This is a genomic window from Micromonospora sp. M61 (assembly GCF_018070245.1).
Lineage (GTDB): Bacteria > Actinomycetota > Actinomycetes > Mycobacteriales > Micromonosporaceae > Micromonospora > Micromonospora zamorensis.
In genome coordinates this window covers 113,114-131,136 of the sequence record NZ_JAGPYA010000008.1, presented here as the reverse complement: position 1 = coordinate 131,136, position 18,023 = coordinate 113,114, and the positions used below count along the sequence as shown (strand labels likewise).

At 69.5% G+C, this 18,023-nt stretch carries 11 protein-coding genes and 1 pseudogene; 4 read left to right on the top strand and 8 right to left on the bottom strand.

Annotation, left to right across the window (positions count from 1 at the left end):
- Nucleotides 1-1,028: 1,028 nt before the first annotated feature.
- On the top strand, nt 1,029-2,534 hold the full coding sequence (locus KBX34_RS07285; RefSeq protein ID WP_210923994.1) for a hypothetical protein: 1,506 nt from the start codon (nt 1,029-1,031) through the stop codon (nt 2,532-2,534).
- A gap of 46 nt (nt 2,535-2,580) precedes the next feature.
- Complete coding sequence (locus tag KBX34_RS07280; RefSeq protein ID WP_210923993.1) at nt 2,581-4,782, top strand: glycosyltransferase; 2,202 nt, start codon at nt 2,581-2,583, stop codon at nt 4,780-4,782.
- Nucleotides 4,783-4,895: 113 nt separating this feature from the next.
- On the opposite strand, the gene KBX34_RS07275 is transcribed toward KBX34_RS07280, so the two are convergent.
- The 4 genes and pseudogenes from KBX34_RS07275 to KBX34_RS07260 form a co-directional block, all read right to left on the bottom strand.
- The gene (locus KBX34_RS07275) at nt 4,896-5,750 is read right to left on the bottom strand and encodes a sugar nucleotide-binding protein (RefSeq protein ID WP_210923992.1); all 855 of its coding nucleotides are present in this window, start codon (nt 5,748-5,750) and stop codon (nt 4,896-4,898) included.
- A gap of 198 nt (nt 5,751-5,948) precedes the next feature.
- On the bottom strand, nt 5,949-7,310 hold the full coding sequence (locus KBX34_RS07270) for an alkaline phosphatase PhoX (RefSeq protein WP_210923991.1): 1,362 nt from the start codon (nt 7,308-7,310) through the stop codon (nt 5,949-5,951).
- Nucleotides 7,311-7,357: 47 nt separating this feature from the next.
- Entirely contained in the window at nt 7,358-8,245 is an 888-nt protein-coding gene (locus KBX34_RS07265) for a glycosyltransferase family 8 protein (RefSeq protein WP_210923990.1), read from the bottom strand.
- A 303-nt stretch (nt 8,246-8,548) separates the two neighbouring features.
- Nucleotides 8,549-9,843 (bottom strand): annotated as a pseudogene (locus KBX34_RS07260) (IS701 family transposase).
- Between the two features lie 193 nt (nt 9,844-10,036).
- Here KBX34_RS07260 and KBX34_RS07255 point away from each other — a divergent pair.
- Nucleotides 10,037-10,726: a uridine kinase gene (locus KBX34_RS07255; protein ID WP_210923986.1), complete on the top strand. Its 690-nt coding sequence runs from the start codon at nt 10,037-10,039 to the stop codon at nt 10,724-10,726.
- On the opposite strand, the gene KBX34_RS07250 is transcribed toward KBX34_RS07255, so the two are convergent.
- A complete protein-coding gene (locus KBX34_RS07250) occupies nt 10,695-11,762 on the bottom strand; it encodes a Gfo/Idh/MocA family protein (RefSeq protein WP_210923984.1) in 1,068 nt (355 codons plus the stop codon). The two genes, KBX34_RS07255 and KBX34_RS07250, sit on opposite strands and share 32 nt — an antisense overlap.
- A 268-nt stretch (nt 11,763-12,030) precedes the next feature.
- Between KBX34_RS07250 and KBX34_RS07245 the strand changes: the two genes are divergently transcribed.
- A complete protein-coding gene (locus KBX34_RS07245) occupies nt 12,031-13,158 on the top strand; it encodes a glycosyltransferase family 4 protein (RefSeq protein WP_210923982.1) in 1,128 nt (375 codons plus the stop codon).
- A gap of 28 nt (nt 13,159-13,186) precedes the next feature.
- Here the strand turns inward: KBX34_RS07245 and KBX34_RS07240 are convergent, their stop codons facing one another.
- The 3 genes from KBX34_RS07240 to KBX34_RS07230 all read right to left on the bottom strand — a co-directional run bounded on the left by KBX34_RS07240 (nt 13,187) and on the right by KBX34_RS07230 (nt 17,940).
- Nucleotides 13,187-14,992, bottom strand: coding sequence for an ABC transporter ATP-binding protein (locus tag KBX34_RS07240; RefSeq protein ID WP_210923980.1), 1,806 nt, complete (start codon nt 14,990-14,992; stop codon nt 13,187-13,189).
- Nucleotides 14,992-16,704 (bottom strand): ABC transporter ATP-binding protein, encoded by a 1,713-nt coding sequence (locus tag KBX34_RS07235; protein WP_210923978.1) that lies wholly within the window; start codon nt 16,702-16,704, stop codon nt 14,992-14,994. Before KBX34_RS07235 ends, KBX34_RS07240 begins: the two co-directional genes overlap by 1 nt.
- A gap of 288 nt (nt 16,705-16,992) precedes the next feature.
- Nucleotides 16,993-17,940, bottom strand: coding sequence for an ROK family glucokinase (locus KBX34_RS07230; protein WP_307871344.1), 948 nt, complete (start codon nt 17,938-17,940; stop codon nt 16,993-16,995).
- Between the last annotated feature and the right edge of the window lie 83 nt (nt 17,941-18,023).

The following is an 18,023-nucleotide window of genomic DNA, read 5'->3' as shown; positions in this document are numbered from 1 at the left end:
GTTAAACGGGCTTCGTCGACCGTAGCGTGATGTGTCCGAGAGTTCCAGTTGCGCGGTTCCTGAGCAGTTAGATTTACCCTCGTCAAACTCTGAAAGGTGGGATCGGGACACATCCAATCGGGCCAGCGCCCCAATGGTCGCCGTGCCAGTCGGGTTGTCGGAGTGAGATCTGGTCCACGGGACATCCGGCGGCCACTGTCATCCGACAGGACCATGACTCCCGCGGCGTCGCGGTGGACGTGGTCCGTCAGGCCCTCGCTCCACCTGCCCCTCACACCATCATGATTATCGCTGCATTGGCAAGCAGTCGATGAAGTTTCCTAAAACCACAAACCTGACTGACGGCTGCCGACGGGCCACCGCGCGTTACCCGTCGACCCGGCAGCCCGGCCGTCCCGCACCGTCTCTGAACTGCTTGAATTCGATTCCTGCTCGATCTTCCGACGAAGGATCGCCCGGCACGCGCGACCGGTTGCACACCAGCGCGCCTGCCTGCGGCCCAACCGGTGAAGGCCGGCGGCGGCCACCCGACGGGCAGAGCGGACGCCGACCAACGCAAGCGAGGGTCACCCCCTCGGGCACCATTGACGAGCCCCCGCGACACACTCGAGATCAGCCGCGCCGACTTCGCTCCGGCAGCCCAGAGGCACTTATCGTTGCACGGCCACCTGCGCCAGCGGCACAGTTACCGCCACCGGCCACCTCGATCAATCCGCGCCCAATCACGCCGACGGGCACGCGCTCACTTGCGTCATTCAAACGCCCACGAGTAGCCTTGGTGATCAATTGATGGCCATTTCGTGCCGCGTCCCGACAAAACAACAGGGGTTCACATCGTGCACAGAAAAATATCCACTGGGCCGCGTTCAACAATCGTCAGCACCACCTCTGTCCGGGAAATGAACTCGCGCCCCCGCCGCATTTCTCTCGACCGGCCGCCACGATGAACGGACGGGACCTGGCGCACGCGGCACCCCTGTACCGGCGGGCCTCGCAGCCGCAGACGAGCCAGCCGGCGGGTGCGTGACATGGCGCCGGAGCATCCGTACGACCTCGACCAGCTTGTACGCACCCTGCGCCAGGCCCCGTGGATGGACGCCGCCGGGCGGCACGCCGACCGGCTCACCGTCATCGACCACGCCGACCTGGCCGGGGCGCCCGGGCCCGCCCGGCTGCTGCTGCTGGGCACCCCGCACCGCCTCGACCTGCGCTGGGCCGCCGTGGTCACCTGGGACGCAGCCGGGCGGGCCCGCGAGGCGCACCCCTCCGAGCCGTTCGACCGGGCGGTCACCGAGGCGCTCGCCGCCGGGCGGCGGATCAGCACCGCGCGCGGCGGTGTCATCGAATTCTCGGGCGACGCCCCCGAGTTTCGGCGGCAACTGCCCTTCGACCCGGGTTGGTCCTCCAACGCTCTGTCCCTGGTGGACCTGGCCGGCACCCCACACGTGCACAAGACGTACCGCAGGCTGCACCTGGGGCTCAACGAACCGGCGGCGGTGCGCCGGATGGATGGCACCGGATACACCGCGGCGTACCGGGGTGACTACGTGTACGTCGAGCCGTACACCCGACGGCGGTGGCCCCTCGGCTTGCTCTACGAGTACCTGTCCGGCGACCCGCTGGACGTGCCCCTGCGGGAGAACCTGCGCGAGATGTGGCGGCACGTTCCCACCGACGATCGGCCGCACGACGTCCGCGGCCACCTGGGCCCACTGGAGGCCCCGCTGCGTAAGGTCGGCCGGAGCCTCCGCGGTTTCCACCGCGCCCTCGCCGGTCCCGCCACCGGCGCCCCATTCCCCGTCGCGGCGTGCGTCGACGACATCGACGACCGGCTGGCCGACCTGCTGCCCCGCATCATCACCGATCAGCGCTTTCCGGAAGCCGCCCGGGACACCGCGGCGGCCGGCCTCACCGCCGAGCTGCGCGAGGCCGCCGCCGAGGCGGACCTGATGCCCGTCTCCCCGGTTGCGCCCTGCCACGGTGACCTGCACCTCGGTCACGTGCTGGTCCGCCGCCCCCCGGGCGGAGAGTGGGACCTGCGGCTGATCGACCTGTCCCCGGTGGCACTGGAACCCACCGACCCCGCCTTCGCCACCCAATCGCCGTGGCAGGACGTCGTCTCGTTGCACCGGGCGACCGAATACTTCACCGGTGAGGAGGTCTTACAGCAGGTCGTCGAGGAGTTCGGCGGCACCCGCGACCAGGCCTGTCTGGCGGGCCTGGAGCTCGACGCCGGCGTCGTCGCCTCGGACCCGCGATGGAGCCCCGAGCGCCGGATGCGGCTCCGCCAGCTCAGCCGGGCCTCCGACCAATGGCAGCGCCAGGTCTGCGACCTGCTGCTCGCCGGCTATTGCGACGACCCGACCGCCGCCGCGCACCCGGTCTCCCGGCTGCTGTACCTCCGCCGGCTGCTGCACGAGCTGGCGTACGACTACGACCACGACCGGGCCTACTTCGCCGCGATGGATCTGCGGCACGCGATCCATCTCGCTCGGCGCTGCGCGGTGACCGCCGGGCGACGGAACAGCCTGTGACGCGACCCGGCCGACCCAGGGGGCCGACGCCGGTGGAGGGGAGAACATGCACATCGTCAAGGTCGCCTTCGAGGCGCTCGGCTTCGACCCTCGAATGATGCGGGGCGGCACCGCCAGTGTGGTCTGGAACCTCGCCCGCGAGTACGCCCGGGAAGGACACCGGGTGTCGGTGGTGACCCCGGCGCACGGCTGCGCCGCACACCTGACCGGTCGACACGGTGCCACTGTCCTCGAGTGGACCGACGAGCACACCGTCCCGGTGGTGCTCGACCAGCGGCTCTGGCCCGACCACCCGGGGGAACTGCAGCTGCGGCTGGTTACCCGGGGCCTGCGGCTGGAACGCGAGGGGGTCGACTTCTACCTGCTCTCCGACGCCTACCTCGACCTGCTGCCCGAGCAGTTCTACCCGCCGAACGAGATGCAGGGCGTCGACCTGGCCTTCCTCAAGCCGCTGGTCTTCCAGGTCGACGCGATCCGCTTCATCGACCAGTTCCTCGCCCCGGATCCGGTCGTCGTGCAGGCGTACGAGCCGTTGTACCACTACCTGCTGCCGCCGGTGTACGCCGGTCGCGACGACCGCGTGGTGGTCAGCACGGTGGCGATGAACCCGCCGATCAGCGGGAAGGTCTACCGGCCACAGGTGGAGAGGCTGCTGACCCACCTCGGTGTCACGGTGGATCTGGACCGTCTCGCCGAGCCCACCGGGGACGACCCGCTGCGCGACCGGATGGCCCGCTACCTACGCCCCTCGCACCTGCGCCATGAGCAGGGCGAGGACTACACCAGCTATCACGCGCTGGTCGCGGCGCACACCGACCTGATCGACTTCGTCTCGGCGGGGCAACGCGACTACTACTCGACGTTCCGAGATGCCCCGTCGGAGCGGCTGTTCGCCGCGTCCACAGTCGCCCGGGTGGTCCGGGAGACGGCGCACAAGCAGATCGTGGGCGGCTGCGCGCTGCCCGACTGGTGGCTGGCCCGCAACCCTCGCGACGTGAACCGGGACGCCGTCCTCGGCAGGCTCGGCCTGGACCCCCGCCGGCCGACCTTCTACCACGCGGCCCGCTTCGACCAGAACCACAAGGGCCAGTTGGAGCTGTTCCGGGCGGTTGACGCGGTGCTGCGTCACGACCGGGACGTCAACTTCCTCATCCGCTGCGCGGTCGGCACCAGCGAGACCGGCGATCCGGTGGGCAACCCCTACTTCCGGGAGGTTGCCGACCGGTACCCCGGCAACGTGTACCTCGACTGGCGGATGGTCGCGGAGGAGGACTTGTTCGCGCAGGCGGCGGTCGCCGACTTCTGCCTCTTTCCGTCCAAGTTCGAGTTGGACGGCTTCCTCATAACCCTCGGCGAGGCGATGGCCTGCGGGGCGGTGCCGGTGGCCACCGCGCAGGAGACGCTGAGCCATTACGGCCACCTCCGGCCGCTGACCGACCCGACAGCCACCGGCTACGCCGTCCCCCGGTCGTTCCGCACCGACGACGCGGTGCTGGCGGCGGCGCTGGCCGGGACCATCCGGCACGCACTGCACGTGTACCGCGAGGACCCGGCGACGCACCGGCGGCTGTCGGACAATGCCCGCCGGCTGGCGCGAAGCTTCACCTGGCAACGCAGCGCACTGGCTCGGCTGCACCAGTTCGCGCTGGCCCCCGGCGGCGGCGCGGGCAGCGACCCGGTCGAGCTGGCGCTGACCTACGGCTGGTTCGACCAGCTGACCGAGGACGACTGGCGCCGCCACCGGGGCCGGATCGCGGAGGCGGCGCTCGCCCTGGGCGACCTGGCGGCGTACCGGCGGTGCGCCCCGGTGCAGCGCGACGTTTTGGATCGCCTGTTCGACGCCGCCTACCGGCGCGGCGACTTCGACCGCTGCGCCGAGTTGGCGCCGTCGACCGGTGACGCCCGGCGTCGGCTGGTGCATCAGCGCTGTCGGATCGAGGTCCAGGAGGGCGTCCCGCACGTGGTCTACCACCTGCCGCACGCCGACCGGGTGGAGCTGGTCCTGCCGTGGCTCACCGGGCCCGACGCCGGCAGCGGAAATCGGTACACGTACCCGATGCGGCGCAGCGGTCGGGTCTTCACCGCACCGCTGCCCGACGGGGCGCTCGCCGCCGGGTTGGTCTTCCTGCTGACCCTGTCGGGCGGCCGGATCACCTGGGACGCGCCCCACCCGCACGTCGAGCCGCCCGGCGGGGCCGGTGGCGACCGGCAGCCGGAGCGGGTTGAAACGCCCGAAGGGCGATCATGACCACGATCCTGGTAACGCCGCTCACGCGGCTGGCCCAGCCCTGAGGCATCGAGCCGACGCACCGCTGTGACACCGGCCAGCGCTTTGGTGGCCGCGACCGGGTACCGACGGCGTCACCCGAACGTCGGACGTTCCTGGCGAGAACTGCCACGGTGCCCCCGTAGGTGGTCGAGCGCCGTCGGCAGGTCCGGCCCCAACGGCTCGTGCCGGGTACTGCGGAGAACCAGCCGACTCGGACGCAACCAGGGGTTTGACGAATCGGCATTGCGCACCGGCACCACGGCGGTCGGAAGGTCGAGGGCATCGCGGACCCGCGACATCAGCTCAAATCGGGTGAGTACCTCCGGGCCACCGAGATGAACGACGCCGGACTCCGTCCACAGCGCCTCGATCGCCGTGGCGACGCTCGGCAGGTACACCGGCGCACAGAGGATGTCGGTCTGCGCCGGCGTCCGCGCCCCCCGAAACCGGGCGAGGAACCGGTCGGAGACCGGGCTCCGGCCGTACACGAGGGGAATCCGGACCACGAGGTGGGGACCGTCCAGTAGGCGTTCTGCAGCGACCTTGGTGCGTCCGTAGGCATTCACCGGCGCGGTGGGGTCGGACTCGACGTACGCCTCCTGGGAGCCGTCGAAGACGTTGTCGCTGGACAGGTAGACGATGCGCGTGGGTCGGTCGCGGACCGCCTCCAGCAGAATTCGGACCGACTCGACGTTGAGCCGCCACGCCCGCTCGGGATGAGCCTCCGCCTCTTCCAGCCCTACCAGCCCGGCGGTGTGCACGATGAGGTCGAAGTCGTGCCGGGCAAGCCGGCTCAGCGCCCGCGCGTCGGTCAGGTCGACATGGACGAGGCCCTCGACGTCGCGCGCACCGCGGGTGCCGACGACGTGGTGGCGGACGGAGAACGATCTCCAGAGCGCGCCGCCGACGTACCCCGACGCCCCTAGGAGCAGAATCCGCATGCTCATCATCGCAATCGTGGAGACACCGTGGCCCGCTGAGGCACTCAGCAAGCTGAACGCCGCACGGAGGCATGGTGCGGAGGGTGGGTTGGATCCTGTCGGGGCGTGGGTCGGCGAAGGTCGCGGCCTGCGGGCGAACGGCATGCCGACCCCCGTCGGACGGGACAGGGGTCGGCGCGGGGCCCTCGATGATTGCGGCGACCCTCAGGCGCGGAAGGGTCCTGTGACGGCGAAGGTGGTGCCCGGCCGGTAGCAGTTGACGTAGAGGGTTCGCCCGTCGGCGGAGAAGCACACCCCAGCGAACTCGCCGTACGCCGGGGCCGAGTCCGTACCGATGTTCTGCCGGTTGCGCGCGAACAGGTACGGCTCGCCTGCTGTCGTCGCGCCCATCAGGTAGTTATCGCCGTCGCCGTCCTGACAGAGCATGAGGCCGCCGAACGGCGTCATGCAGATGTTGTCCGGCGTCTCAAACAGCTGCTCCTCGGTGCCGGTCCCGTGGAAGACCACCACGAGGGTGAGGCTTCGGCGACGTGGGTCGTACCGCCAGACCTGACCTTTGTGCGCGGCAGCGGAGCCGTTCTCACGACTGGCGTATGACGAGACGAAGTAGGCGCCACCGTCGGTGCCCCACCAGGCGCCCTCGAGCTTCTGAGCATGGGTGACCCCTGCGGCGCCGTAGTCCTGGAAGCGGGTCGGAGTGGTGACCGCCCGGGGATCCGGCACGTCGATCCACTCGATGTTGTCGAACGTGGCATCCGGTTGCTGCACCACCGACAGATCCGGTACGCCCGGCACGCGCATCACCTGGAGAGTTCCGCCCGCGCGGAGACTGCCGTGTCCGCCCAGCGGGCGGTGGGGCCGGAAGCGGTAGAAGCAGCCGAACTTCTCCTCCCAGGCGTCCTCGGTCTCGTAGACCACGCCGGTGGCGGGGTCGACGCAGACTGCCTCGTGCGCAAACCGCCCCATGGCGGTCAGCGGAGTCGGTCGCTCGTTGCGGAGGTTGTGGAAGGGATCGACCTCGAAGATCCAACCGTGGTCGGCCTCGTACCCCTCCTCGCCTCGGCGGCTCTCGGTCTCCTCGCAGGAGAGCCAGGTCTGCCAGGGGGTCTCGCCACCGGCACAGTTCACGGCCGTACCGGCCAGGCTGACGTACTCGTCGACGGCGCCGTTCGGTCGCATCGCGAGGGTGGTGGTTCCACCGCTCGCGGCCTGGTCGAAGGTCAGTGCGGCCAACGCCCGCACCGGCGACTCCGCGTCTTGGCGATTCTCGTGGTTGCGCACCAGCCGGCGGCCCCCACGCCGGCTCTCGAACGTGCACATGCCGTCGAAGTTGCCCGGCACGGTGCCGCCCCGCATCGGGTCGCCCTCGCGGGACAGGACCCGGTAGCGGAACCCGCGAGGCAGGTCGAGCAACCCGGCGGGGTCGGGCAGGAGGTTGCCGTACCCGCTGCCGTGGTGCGCCAGGGCGGGCGCACCGCTGAAGAGCGCGTCGATGGTGCCGGACAGCGCGACTCCCAGTGCCCCCGCGCCGCTGACGGTCAGGAATTGTCGTCGATCGAGGCTCAAGATGATCTCCCTGCGGAAACGGACTCGGACGGGTTGGTCAAGCTGATCTACGCAACTCGCTCGTTCTGCTTGGGTACGGCCAGCCGCGAACGCCCGGCGGTGAGCCACATCGGCCGCCAACCCACAAGTTCGGCGTAGGCCTGGTACAGCAACTGGTGGTGGTGTGACCGGCTGCCCCGCGTCCACGGCTTGAATCGGCCTGCGAAGTGCCAGATCCTGGGGACCGGCCCGGAGAAGGTGTCCAGTAGGGGTGGCCAGACGATGAAGTTCCATTCCCGTCCTAGCGTCACGAAGTCCCCGTGCAGCACCGCGTTTAAGGTCTGCTGGTCCGGCAGGTCAAGCTGCGAGTGGCGGCCGGCGTAGGCCAGTGCGGACCGGGTGAGATCGGCGGCGAGCCACCTGTCGACATCAATCACCAGAAGGCCGGAGTTGAGGTACCGGGTGTCGGGTGCCAGTCCCAGTTCGGCCCAGTCGGAGACACCCTGGGCGTCGGAGATCGTGGGGACGCCCCAGTCGGGCACGCCCGCGACCGGTCGACCGGCGAGGTCGAGCCGCAGCAACGGTGAGACGTCAGCGACGACGAGGATGTCGGCGTCCAGATAGAGCAGGCGCTCGTAGCGGTCGGCCAGCAGTACGGGGAGGTAGAGGTAGCCGAAGATCACCGTGCTGAACTGGCGGGAGTGGCCCTCGGTGGAGACGGGCAGATCGGCGAGCCGCGTGGTGTCGAAGTGCTCGACCGCCAGTGGGTGAGGCGCCGCGGCGGCCCGCAGCCGGTCGGCGCCGGCCGCAGAAATACCCAGATCGAGAACGACGAATTCCACTGCCGTGCCGGACGCGAGATTCTCCACCAACGACCGAATCGTCACTGCCGCTGGCAGCGCATAGCTGTCGTCCACGGCGAGCACGACCGCGAACGGCTGTCGGTCCGAATTCATGCGGCGACCCTCTTTCTTTCTCCGGCTAGTCACCGGCCCTCCCGGCGGCACCGCCGCTGAAGCAGATCGCTGGCCCGCAACACGTCAGGCGGCACGTTGCTCGAATAGTGGAGGCGCCACGACGCCCAGCACCACCAACGAGAAAGTCGTGGTGATGAAGCGGAGGTCGCGGAGACGCAACGAGAAGCGTTCGGTGGTGCACGAGGCTTCCGGAGAGTCGACAGTCCCATAGCCGCAATGCCATCGCAACCCGCGGTGGGCGCCGTCAACCACGAGTGGTTCTAGTACTGCAACGGCAGTTGGTTAGGGGTAGCCGTGTCGTCGGTAGTGGCAGGTTCGGGCTTGGTGTTGGCGTCGTCGGCGCCATCGAGACCAGGCCCAGACGCGCTCAGGTGGGTGAGTTGATCGCACTACGAGTGCGGTGAGCAGTCTTCGGATCTCCGGTACCGTGTAGCCGATCATCATGTAGTCACCGGTACTGGATCCCCTTTTGCGGTAAGGGATCACGCCACAGACAGCCAAGCGTGAGCGGCCATCGCGAGGGTGATGTGGGCGTACCAGGCTCGCCAGTCGCGGACCTGGTACTCGTCGAGGCCGGCTTCGTTCTTGGCCTGTTGGAAGCACTCCTCGATCGCCCACCGGGCCCCGGCGATGCGGGCCAGGTCAACCAGTCGGGTACGGCGTGGTCCGTAGCAGACGTAGTACGCGATCTCCCCGGTCGTCATGCTGCGCCGGGCCAGGAGCCAGTGCCCACGGCCGGGCTGCCAGCAGACACGCACCGGCACCCGCGCCCACCAATACTCGCGCGGGCCGTACGCACCGGCGCCGGCGGACAGCCGGCACCACGCCCGAGCAGGCAGAGCGGCGATCAGGTCGTCCGCGCGTGACCGGCCCATCGTGGTGGTGATCATGTCGTCGTTGCGGCGGGTCGCGACCACATAACCCACATCCCGCTGTTCCAACCACACCCGCAGAGCTTTCGACTGCCCGTAGGCCTCGTCCATCGTCACCCACCCCACCGGCACCCCCGCGTCCAACGCGCGGCCTAGCATTTCCCGGGCCATCTGCACCTTCGTGGCGAACTGCACCTCGTCCGGGATCCCCGCCGCCCGACACCGGTCCCGGTCATCGGTCCACGACGCCGGCAGGTAGAGCTGCCGGTCGATCAGCGCGTGGCCCTTCGCTGAGCGGTAGGCCAGGAACGTCCCGACCTGGCAGTTCTCTGTCCGCCCGGCGGTGCCGGAATACTGCCGCTGCACCCCGGCCGACCGGGTGCCCTTCTTCAGGAACCCGGTGTCGTCGACGATCAACACACCGCCCGGATCGCCGAGGTGTTCGATCACGTAGTCCCGCACGTCGTCACGGACCGCGTCGACGTCCCAGTCCGCCCACCGCAGCAGCCGCTGCATCCCGTCCGGCGACACATCCCCGGCCTGCTCAGCCAGGGTCCAGCCGTTCTTACGGCCCAGACCCGACATCAGGCCGCACAGGTACTGACGCGCCCTCAACCGCGGCTCCGAACGGCGAAACCGAGGCCCGATCCGGGCATGCAACCGGTCCAACTCCCCATGCCAACGATCGACATCATCGTCCGTCACAGTCGGACCAACGAACACGAGCCGAACTCGATTCGCCTACTGCCGTTGCAGTACTAGTTCCAACGCGACAGCGCCGGTACGCCGAGCGCCGCCGCCACGGCATGGAGGTGTCCGCAGACCCGTGCGTCGATAGGCTGGGGCGACTGGCGCCCAGCCGGTCCCGTGCCACCACCTTTCCGGGAGAGGGTTGTCGATGCGACTACATCCAGGCGAGACGGAGGCGGTGGGCTGGCGGGCAGTGCGGGTCCTCGACGCCATCCAGCAGCTACGCGACGCATCACCCGGCGTCACCGGGCGTCCTCGGGTGATCGCGATCGACGGTCGTGGCGGCGCCGGTAAGACGACCCTGGCCGAGCGGCTGCGCGAGGCGGTGCCGAACTCCTCCATCGTGCACACCGACGACGTGGCCTGGCACCACGCCTACTTCGACTGGGGCACCGTGCTCGCCGAGAACGTCCTGCGCCCGCTGCACCGCGGCGAGGCGGTGGACTTCCGTCCGCAGCCCTGGATCGACCGCGACCGGCCCGGATCGATCACCGTCCCAGCCAACACCGACTTCGTCTACATCGAGGGCACCGGTATCATCCGCGAGGAGCTCGCCCCGTGGCTCGACGCCTCGGTGTACCTGCAGGGCGACCTCGACGAGCAGGAGCGCCTGCTGGTCGTCCGCGACGGCGACTCCCCCGAGCAGATGGAGCACGTAGCGAACTGGCTGCGCGAGGAGCTCCCGTTCATGCTGCGGGAACAGCCCTGGGCCCGGGCCACCATGGTCGTCGCCGGCCCGCCGCACCTCGACCACGACCCGGAGACCGAGTTGGTCGTCGCCCCGCCGACGCGGAGCTCGGCCCGCGTCACTGACCCCCGCTCACGTCAGCGAGCTTGACCCACTCGCCGGACCGCACCGATCGGGTCATGGCAACCATCCCCCGCACGCACGCCAGGCCGTCCTCGGCGTCGGCGCCGCGTAGCGCCGTTCCCGCGGTGGCCGCCGAGACGAGGTCGTCGACCTGGTGTCGGAAGACTTCAGCGTCCGCACCGAGCGGCTGCCGGAACTGCGCGTCCCGGGTGGAGAATGCCTGCACCTCGGCGGCGCGCCGATACCACGGGTGGAAGACCCTGCCGACCACGCTGCCCTCGGCCCCGTACACCTGGAAGCCCTCCCACCAGTCCATCCGGACCGCGACGGTGAGGTCCAGATGGCCGAGACAGCCGTTGGCGAAGGCGACCTCGGCGAACCAGCAGTGTGATCCGGCCCTAGTCGACAGGCGGGCGCGCACACTGTCGATCGGACCGCCCAGGTAGCGCGCCGTGTCGAACAGGTGTGAGCCGTGTGCCAGCACGAGATACCGCTGTCGATCACCCTTCGGGTCGCCGAGAGGGCGAACCGAGGCCGTGCTCGACTCGATGACCGGCTGCAGCGTGTCGGTCATCTGGTAGCGGTAGGCGGAGTCGCCGTACCAGTGCTTCAGCGCGATGAGTTCGCCGATCTCGTCGCGAATGAAGTCCCGCGCGAAGGCGACACCGGGGTCGTAACGCTTCTCGTGGCCGACCAGGACGATCCGATCGTTGCGGCGGGCCGCCTCGGCCATCGCCTCCGCGTCCTCCACTGTCGTCGCCATCGGCTTCTCCACGATGACGTGCTTGCCGGCCTCCAACGCCCGGACCGTGAGTGCGGCGTGAAACTCGTCCGCGACGGCGACGATGACGGCGTCGACCTTGTCGTCGGCCAGCATCGCGTCGTAATCGGCGAAGGTGGTGACCGGCCGGTGGATGTCCGCCACGCGGCGCAGCAGATCCTCCGCCGCGTCGCAGATCGCGTAGAGCTCTGCGGACGTGGATTTTCGCACCCCCGCCAGGTGGGCGGTCTGAGCGACGAGGCCGGCGCCGACGACGCCGATGTTGAAGACCTGATCAGGCATGGGATGCCTTTCCGGCTCGGAGGGATGCGGTTTGCGACATAAGTGGGCAACAATGTGATCGCCCGTACCAGGGCCGCTGAAATGCTTCTGGCGAAGGCTACAGTGGAGCGGTCCGCACGACATGCCAGCCGATGCAGAATGCAGTCCGGCGGCTACCTTCCCAACCGGCCCGACGCAGATTCATCTCCTTGCGTTCCAGTCATCAGGCCGCTGCCGAGAAAGGCGAGCAATGAACGAGAAACTGAGGGTGTGCTATGTATCCGCAGCGATGCCTCCGGTCACAGGTGGTGGCGAGGTAAGCGTCCAGAATCTGCTCTACGGAATGGTCGGCCTGGGCGTGCAGGCGCACCTCGTCTGTGGTAACGAAACGACCGACGCCATCGCATCCGCGGTTCGCGCGTCCGGTGGATCGGTCTTCGTGCCGGACAATTCCTACGACGGTCACCGGCTGGTCTGGGAACATCAGATGTTCCGGCTCGGGCAGCAGTTGCACACCTTCCTCACGGACCATCCGGTGGACATCGTCCATGTCTTCTCGCACGGCACAGCGCTGATGGCCTCCATGGCGTTGGCCGACGACCAGCTCGACGCGAAGCTCGTGACGTCGTTCTTCGAGATGTCGGCGCTGGAAACCCCGGCGGGTGCCGCCCGAGGCAGGTTCGTCCACGGACTGAACACCATCGACTGCTTCATGCCCACCAGTCGGCACTACGAGGGAGTGGTCCGCCGGCTGTCCCCGCAGGGCCGCGTCCGCCCGGTCCGACAAGGCATCGACGTGGCGAGATTCGCCTCCGGCGACCGCGAAAGGGGACGGAAAGCACTGCAGGCCACGCCCGGTATCCCCCTCCTCATCTGCCCGAGCCGGTTCGCCCGGTACAAGGGCCAGATGGAGCTGCTCAAGGCCGTGCACCAGTGCCGTACCGAAGGCTTCGACCTGGAGCTGCGACTGCTCGGCTCCGCCAACTGTGGTACGCCCGGCTACATCGAGGAGATGACCACCTTCATCGACGACCACGGGCTCCAGGACCGCATCAAGCTGATCTTCGACACGCCCTACCACGAGATGCCGGACGTCTACGCGGCGGCCGACATCGTCGTTCAGCCCAGCTGGCGCGAGGGGCTGGGATTGTCCGCGTTGGAGGCGCTCGCCTCCGGCACCTGCCTGATCGCCACCGACGTTACTGGTTTCGACGAGTTCTGCGTACACGAGCAGAACGCCCTGCTGTGGACCGCCAAGGATCCCCGGTCACTCGCCCGGCAACTCACCCGGGCGTTGACCGAGCCGCTGCTCGTCGAGCAGCTGCGCACCGGTGGGGCGAAGACGGCACAGCAGTACGACTCCGCTGTGGGCATGCCGGACCACCTGGTGGCCTACGAAGAGGTACTGGGTCGCTGAGCAACGGACCGCTACCGGACGTACCGAATCAACCGCGTCGGCGCGGCCCGGCGGGTAGCCAGGAGCGCCGAGGTTCACCGGCCCGGTCCTGATCCGCACGGACCGGGCCGCTGCGGGCCCGCCCAGTGCGGGCGAAGAGCCGTTGGGCCACCGCTGACGTGCGGCGCACCTCGCGCCAGGGGCCAAGCGCCTCGACGGTGCCGTGGTTCAGGGCCAGCACCAGGTCGGCGCGGTCCAGAATCCACCGCTGGTGCGTCACCGCGATGCAGGTGGTGTCCGGTCGGCCCAACATCCGGTTCCACACCTCACGCTCGGTGCGACCGTCGAGTGAACTCGACGGGTCGTCGACGACCTGAACGTCCGCACCCTGCGCGAGCATGCGCGCCAGCCCGACGCGCTGAACCTGGCCTCCGGACAGGCCGGTCTCGGGGCCCACGACGGTGTCGACCCCCGCCGGCATGCGCGCCACGTCAAGTTCCAGCGCACTCGCCCACACCGCACCGTCCACCCGCTCGGGTGCATCCTCCGCACCGGCGAGGATGTTCTCCCGCACCGAGTCGGAGACCAGGCCGGGTCGTTGCGGCGTGTACGCGAAGTTCGGCAGCTGCAGCACGTCCTGCTCCTCGCCGTTGACCAGCACCCGGCCGCCCTGCCGCGGCAGGTGCCCGAGAAGCGCGCGCAGCAGCGTCGTCTTGCCCGCGCCCACCGTCCCGATCACCACCATGAGCTGGCCGCGCCGCAGGGTGAAGCTCACGTCCCGGATTCCGTGGCCGCTCTCCGCGTGGATGAACGTGAGGTGCTCGACCCGAAGGTCCCGGAAGCCGCCGGCCGCAGCCACGTCGGTGGCCGGAACGGCGGCCTCGCCGGCCGACGCGTACCCGTCCACCGTTCCCGGGACGACGGCATCCAGCCGGGTCGCCGACACCTCCGACATCCGGTACGCGGCCAGGTGGCCACCGAACATCGCGACGAAAGCCACCACCGAGTGCAGGTAGGCCATGAACAACGCCAGATCGGCGGCCGTGGCGACCGTACCGACCTGGCCCGCTCCGATGAGCAGCAACAGCCCCACGCCGATCGCGCTGATGTTGGCCAGCGTCGAACCCAGCAGCACCTCGAAGTACATCCGCGACCGGGTGGTCGCCCGGCGCCGCCGCTCGCACGACTCCCGTAGTAACCGCAGCGCCTCCCCACGTGTCCCGGCCAGCTGGATCGCGACCGCCCCGCTGGTCATGTCGCTGATCTGCTGGCTGACCTCGCCGGCGGCATTCCGCTCGGCTTGGTACGCGACGCCGGCCCGGGAACGGGACAGCCAGACCACCCCGCCGCAGACCGCGACCGGCACCACGACCGCGAGGCTCAACCGCCAGTCGAGCGCGATCATCAACGACAGCGCCACGAACCCCATCACTGCGGTGCCGGCGGTCTGCAGGGCGGACACGGCCTGGTCGGACACTCGGAGAGTGTCCGCGCTGAGCCGGTTCACCACGTCGCCGAGCGGCCGACTCAGCGGAGTGGCGGCCGGCTCGCGCAGGACCGAGCGGAAGGCGCTGCGCGTCAGACCGTCGATGATCAGCGCCTTGCACTGTCCGTCCGCCGCGGTCGCGACGACCACCGTCACGATGCGTATCACGGAGATGCCGAGGATGCCCAGAATGAGCCCCCAGGTGACTGTGGTGAGCGTGACCCCGGCCTCATAGCGCGCAAAGATCGCCTTGACCAGCAACGGAGGCGCCAGCGGGATCAGCATGCGGCCGAGTTGCAGGGCCAGATTGAGGGCGAACGCCCTCGGATGTACGCGGAACGCCGCGAACAGCAACCGCAGGATGGCCATCAGACGGCGCCCTTCAGCAGCGATGACGCGATGGGGGCCGGCACTTCGTTCCGCGGTCCCTGCCAGGTGACCGCCCCGGCTTCCAGCACGACCACCTGGTCGACCAAGTCCAGAGCCTGACCACGGTGGGTGACGAGCACCGTCGTCCGACCGGTCATCAACCGGGCCATGGCGTCGTGCACCACCTGCTCGGTGGACGGGTCCAGGTGCGAGGTCACCTCGTCCATCACCACGATGCGCGGATCGCGCACCAGCACCCGAGCCATGGACAGCAGGTGCCGCTCGCCGATGGACAGGCTCGACCCGTCACCCGTGATGACCGTGTTCAGCCCGGCCGGCAGGGCGGCCAACCAACTCGACAGCCCCACCGCCCGGAGCGCGTCCGAGATCGCCGCGTCCTCGATGGTCGGGTCGAAGACCGCGACGTTGTCGCGCAGGCTGGCGTGGAACAGGTAGGTCTCCTGGGTGACGACACCCACCGCGGCGCGGACCGTCCGAACCGGCAGGTCGGTGGTCGCGACGCCGCCGAGGGTCACCGTCCCCCCATCCGGGTCGTACGCCCGCCAGATCAGTCCGGACGCCGTGCTCTTGCCGCTCCCGCTGCGGCCGATCAGCGCCAGCGACCCACCGGCGGGCACCCGGAAGCTCACCTCCCGCAGCACCACGGTGACGCCGTCGTAGCTGAGGCTGACATCGCGGAACTCGACCTCGGCGCCGGGTGCGGCACGGAGCGGACCGGACGTCTCCGCGACCGGCAGGGCGAGCAGGCCGGCGATGCGATTCAGACTGCCCGAGGCCGCGGCCAGGTCGGAGAGCCGCTGGCTGACCCGGTAGAGCGCGAGGCTCAGCACTCCGATGTACTGATAGGCGAGGAACACCGTGCCGAGCGCGACGTCCTCACCGGCCAGTAGGAACCCGCCCAGCGCCAGGACCGCCGCGGAGGCGATCGCCACGCCGAGTTCCAGCCCGCTGGAAGAGACTCGCAGGCCCGCCCCGGCCCGGGCCATCGCCGTACGCAGGCCGGTGAGCGGCTCGGCGAGTCGGTCGAGCGTGTAGTTCTCGGCGGAAGCCGCGCGGATGTCCTCTCGTCGGGAGAGCCGTTCGAAGATGAAGCCGGAGAGCTGCGAGCGAGCCCGGCGTTCGGCGCGCAGCCACGGACGTGCGACGGCCTGCGCGCGTACCACGATGACGAAGGCGATCGCCGCGCTGACCGCGAGCGCGCCGCCCAGCCGCCAGTCGCTGATCACCGCCACCGTCACCACGCTGATGGTCAGCAGTGAGGCCGCGAGCATGTCGAAGATGAACGAGGACAGGTACTGCTCCAGCGTCGTGGTATCGCCGTCGATGCGTTCCAGCAGGTCACCGCTGGGTGTGCGAGACAGGAAGGCATGATCCAACTGGAGGACGTGATCCACCAGATCGATCCGAAGGTCGTTGGTGGAGTGCTGCGCCAGCCCCACGGCCAGCCATCCGGAGATCAGGGTGACGGCCAGATTCGCCAACGCGATGATCAGGAACCCGACGGCGATTCGGAGGAGCTCCTGCGCGGATGCTCCCGCCCCGGCTTCGTTGACGAAATGCGCGGCGATCAGCGGATTGGCCGTGAGCATCGCGATGTCGGCGATCACCAGGACGGCGAGGAACAGCCCCCGGCCGCGATAAGGCCACAGATAATGGGCGATCAGCGCACCCGACCCGCGGGACTTATCCACTTTTGAGAACCGCCCTCGTGTCCGGCGCCACGTTATCGGCTTCGCGGTCGACGCCGCCCTCAGTATCCACACGTTCTCTCAGCAATGCGCTCTCAGGTCGAAACCAGTCGATGACCCGGTCGTCGCCCGGTACGCGGTTTGTCACTAGGAGCACGCACGCCAGCAGACCACACCGCAGGGCCGCACGGGGGTCAGATCCACCCGGGCACGGTGACCGCGGGCGGCCGGGCCGACAGACATCAGAGCACGTCGTCACACCACGTCGATCAACCTCCGTGGACAGCACGCCTAGAGCCGCCGGCCCGTTGGTGCACTAGAAACACTCCGCGCCGTGATCCGAGCGGCGGCCGCGCGCGCCAGGTCCGCGGCGCCGATCAGCCCGGCGTCGTGGCCAAGCGCCGCCGGCACCACCCGCGCCGCGGGCCGGTGCTCGGCTCCGGTCAGGTGCCGGCGGAAGGACGTGCGAATCGGCTCAAGCAGCAGGTCGCCCGCCTCGGCGACAACGCCGCCGCCGAGCACGAAGCAGGGCGGGTCGAGCACGGCGGCCAGCCCAGCCAGGCCCCGCCCGATCCAGTCCGCCAGCCAGGCCAGCACATCGAGCGCGACGGGATCCCCGGCGCGTCCGGCCCGGCTGATGGCGGAACCGGCGAGGGCGTCCGCGCCTGCGGCCGCCACCGCCCCGCGCCGACGCCCCTCCCGTACCAGGGCTCCGCCGGACCCGTACATCTCCCAGCAGCCGAAGGCGCCACACCCGCAGCGGTGCCCGTCCGGCACCACGCACAGGTGGCCCAGTTCGGCGGCTACCCCGTGGCCGCCCCGGAACAGTTTCCCGTCCACGATCAGCCCGCCGCCGATCCCGGTGCCGATGGTCACGCACACCAGGCTGCTCTCGCCCTGCCCCGCGCCGTGGCGCGCCTCGCCCCACGCCGCGGCGTTGGCGTCGTTCTCCACCACCACGGGAAGGCCGAGGACTCCTGCCAGGGTCTCCCGCACCGGCTCCCCGGCCCAGCCGATGTGCTTGGCGAAGAGGACAGTGGCGCCGTGCAAGTCGACGAAACCGGCGGCACCGACGCCGACCGCACCGATCTCGTGCTCCCCGCGCACCGTACGAATCAGGCGGCACATCGCCGGAAGAACGTCGGCTGTCTCCACCGGAGTGCGGTCAGTTCGGCGGGCCACGACACGCCCGGCCGCGTCGACCACGCCCGCGACCATCTTGGTCCCGCCAACATCCACGCCTATCGTGTTCAATTCCGGATCTCCATTTCGTGGATCTCATCGTTGACCATTTACCGCGTTGACTTGCCGGCGTTCTCCGG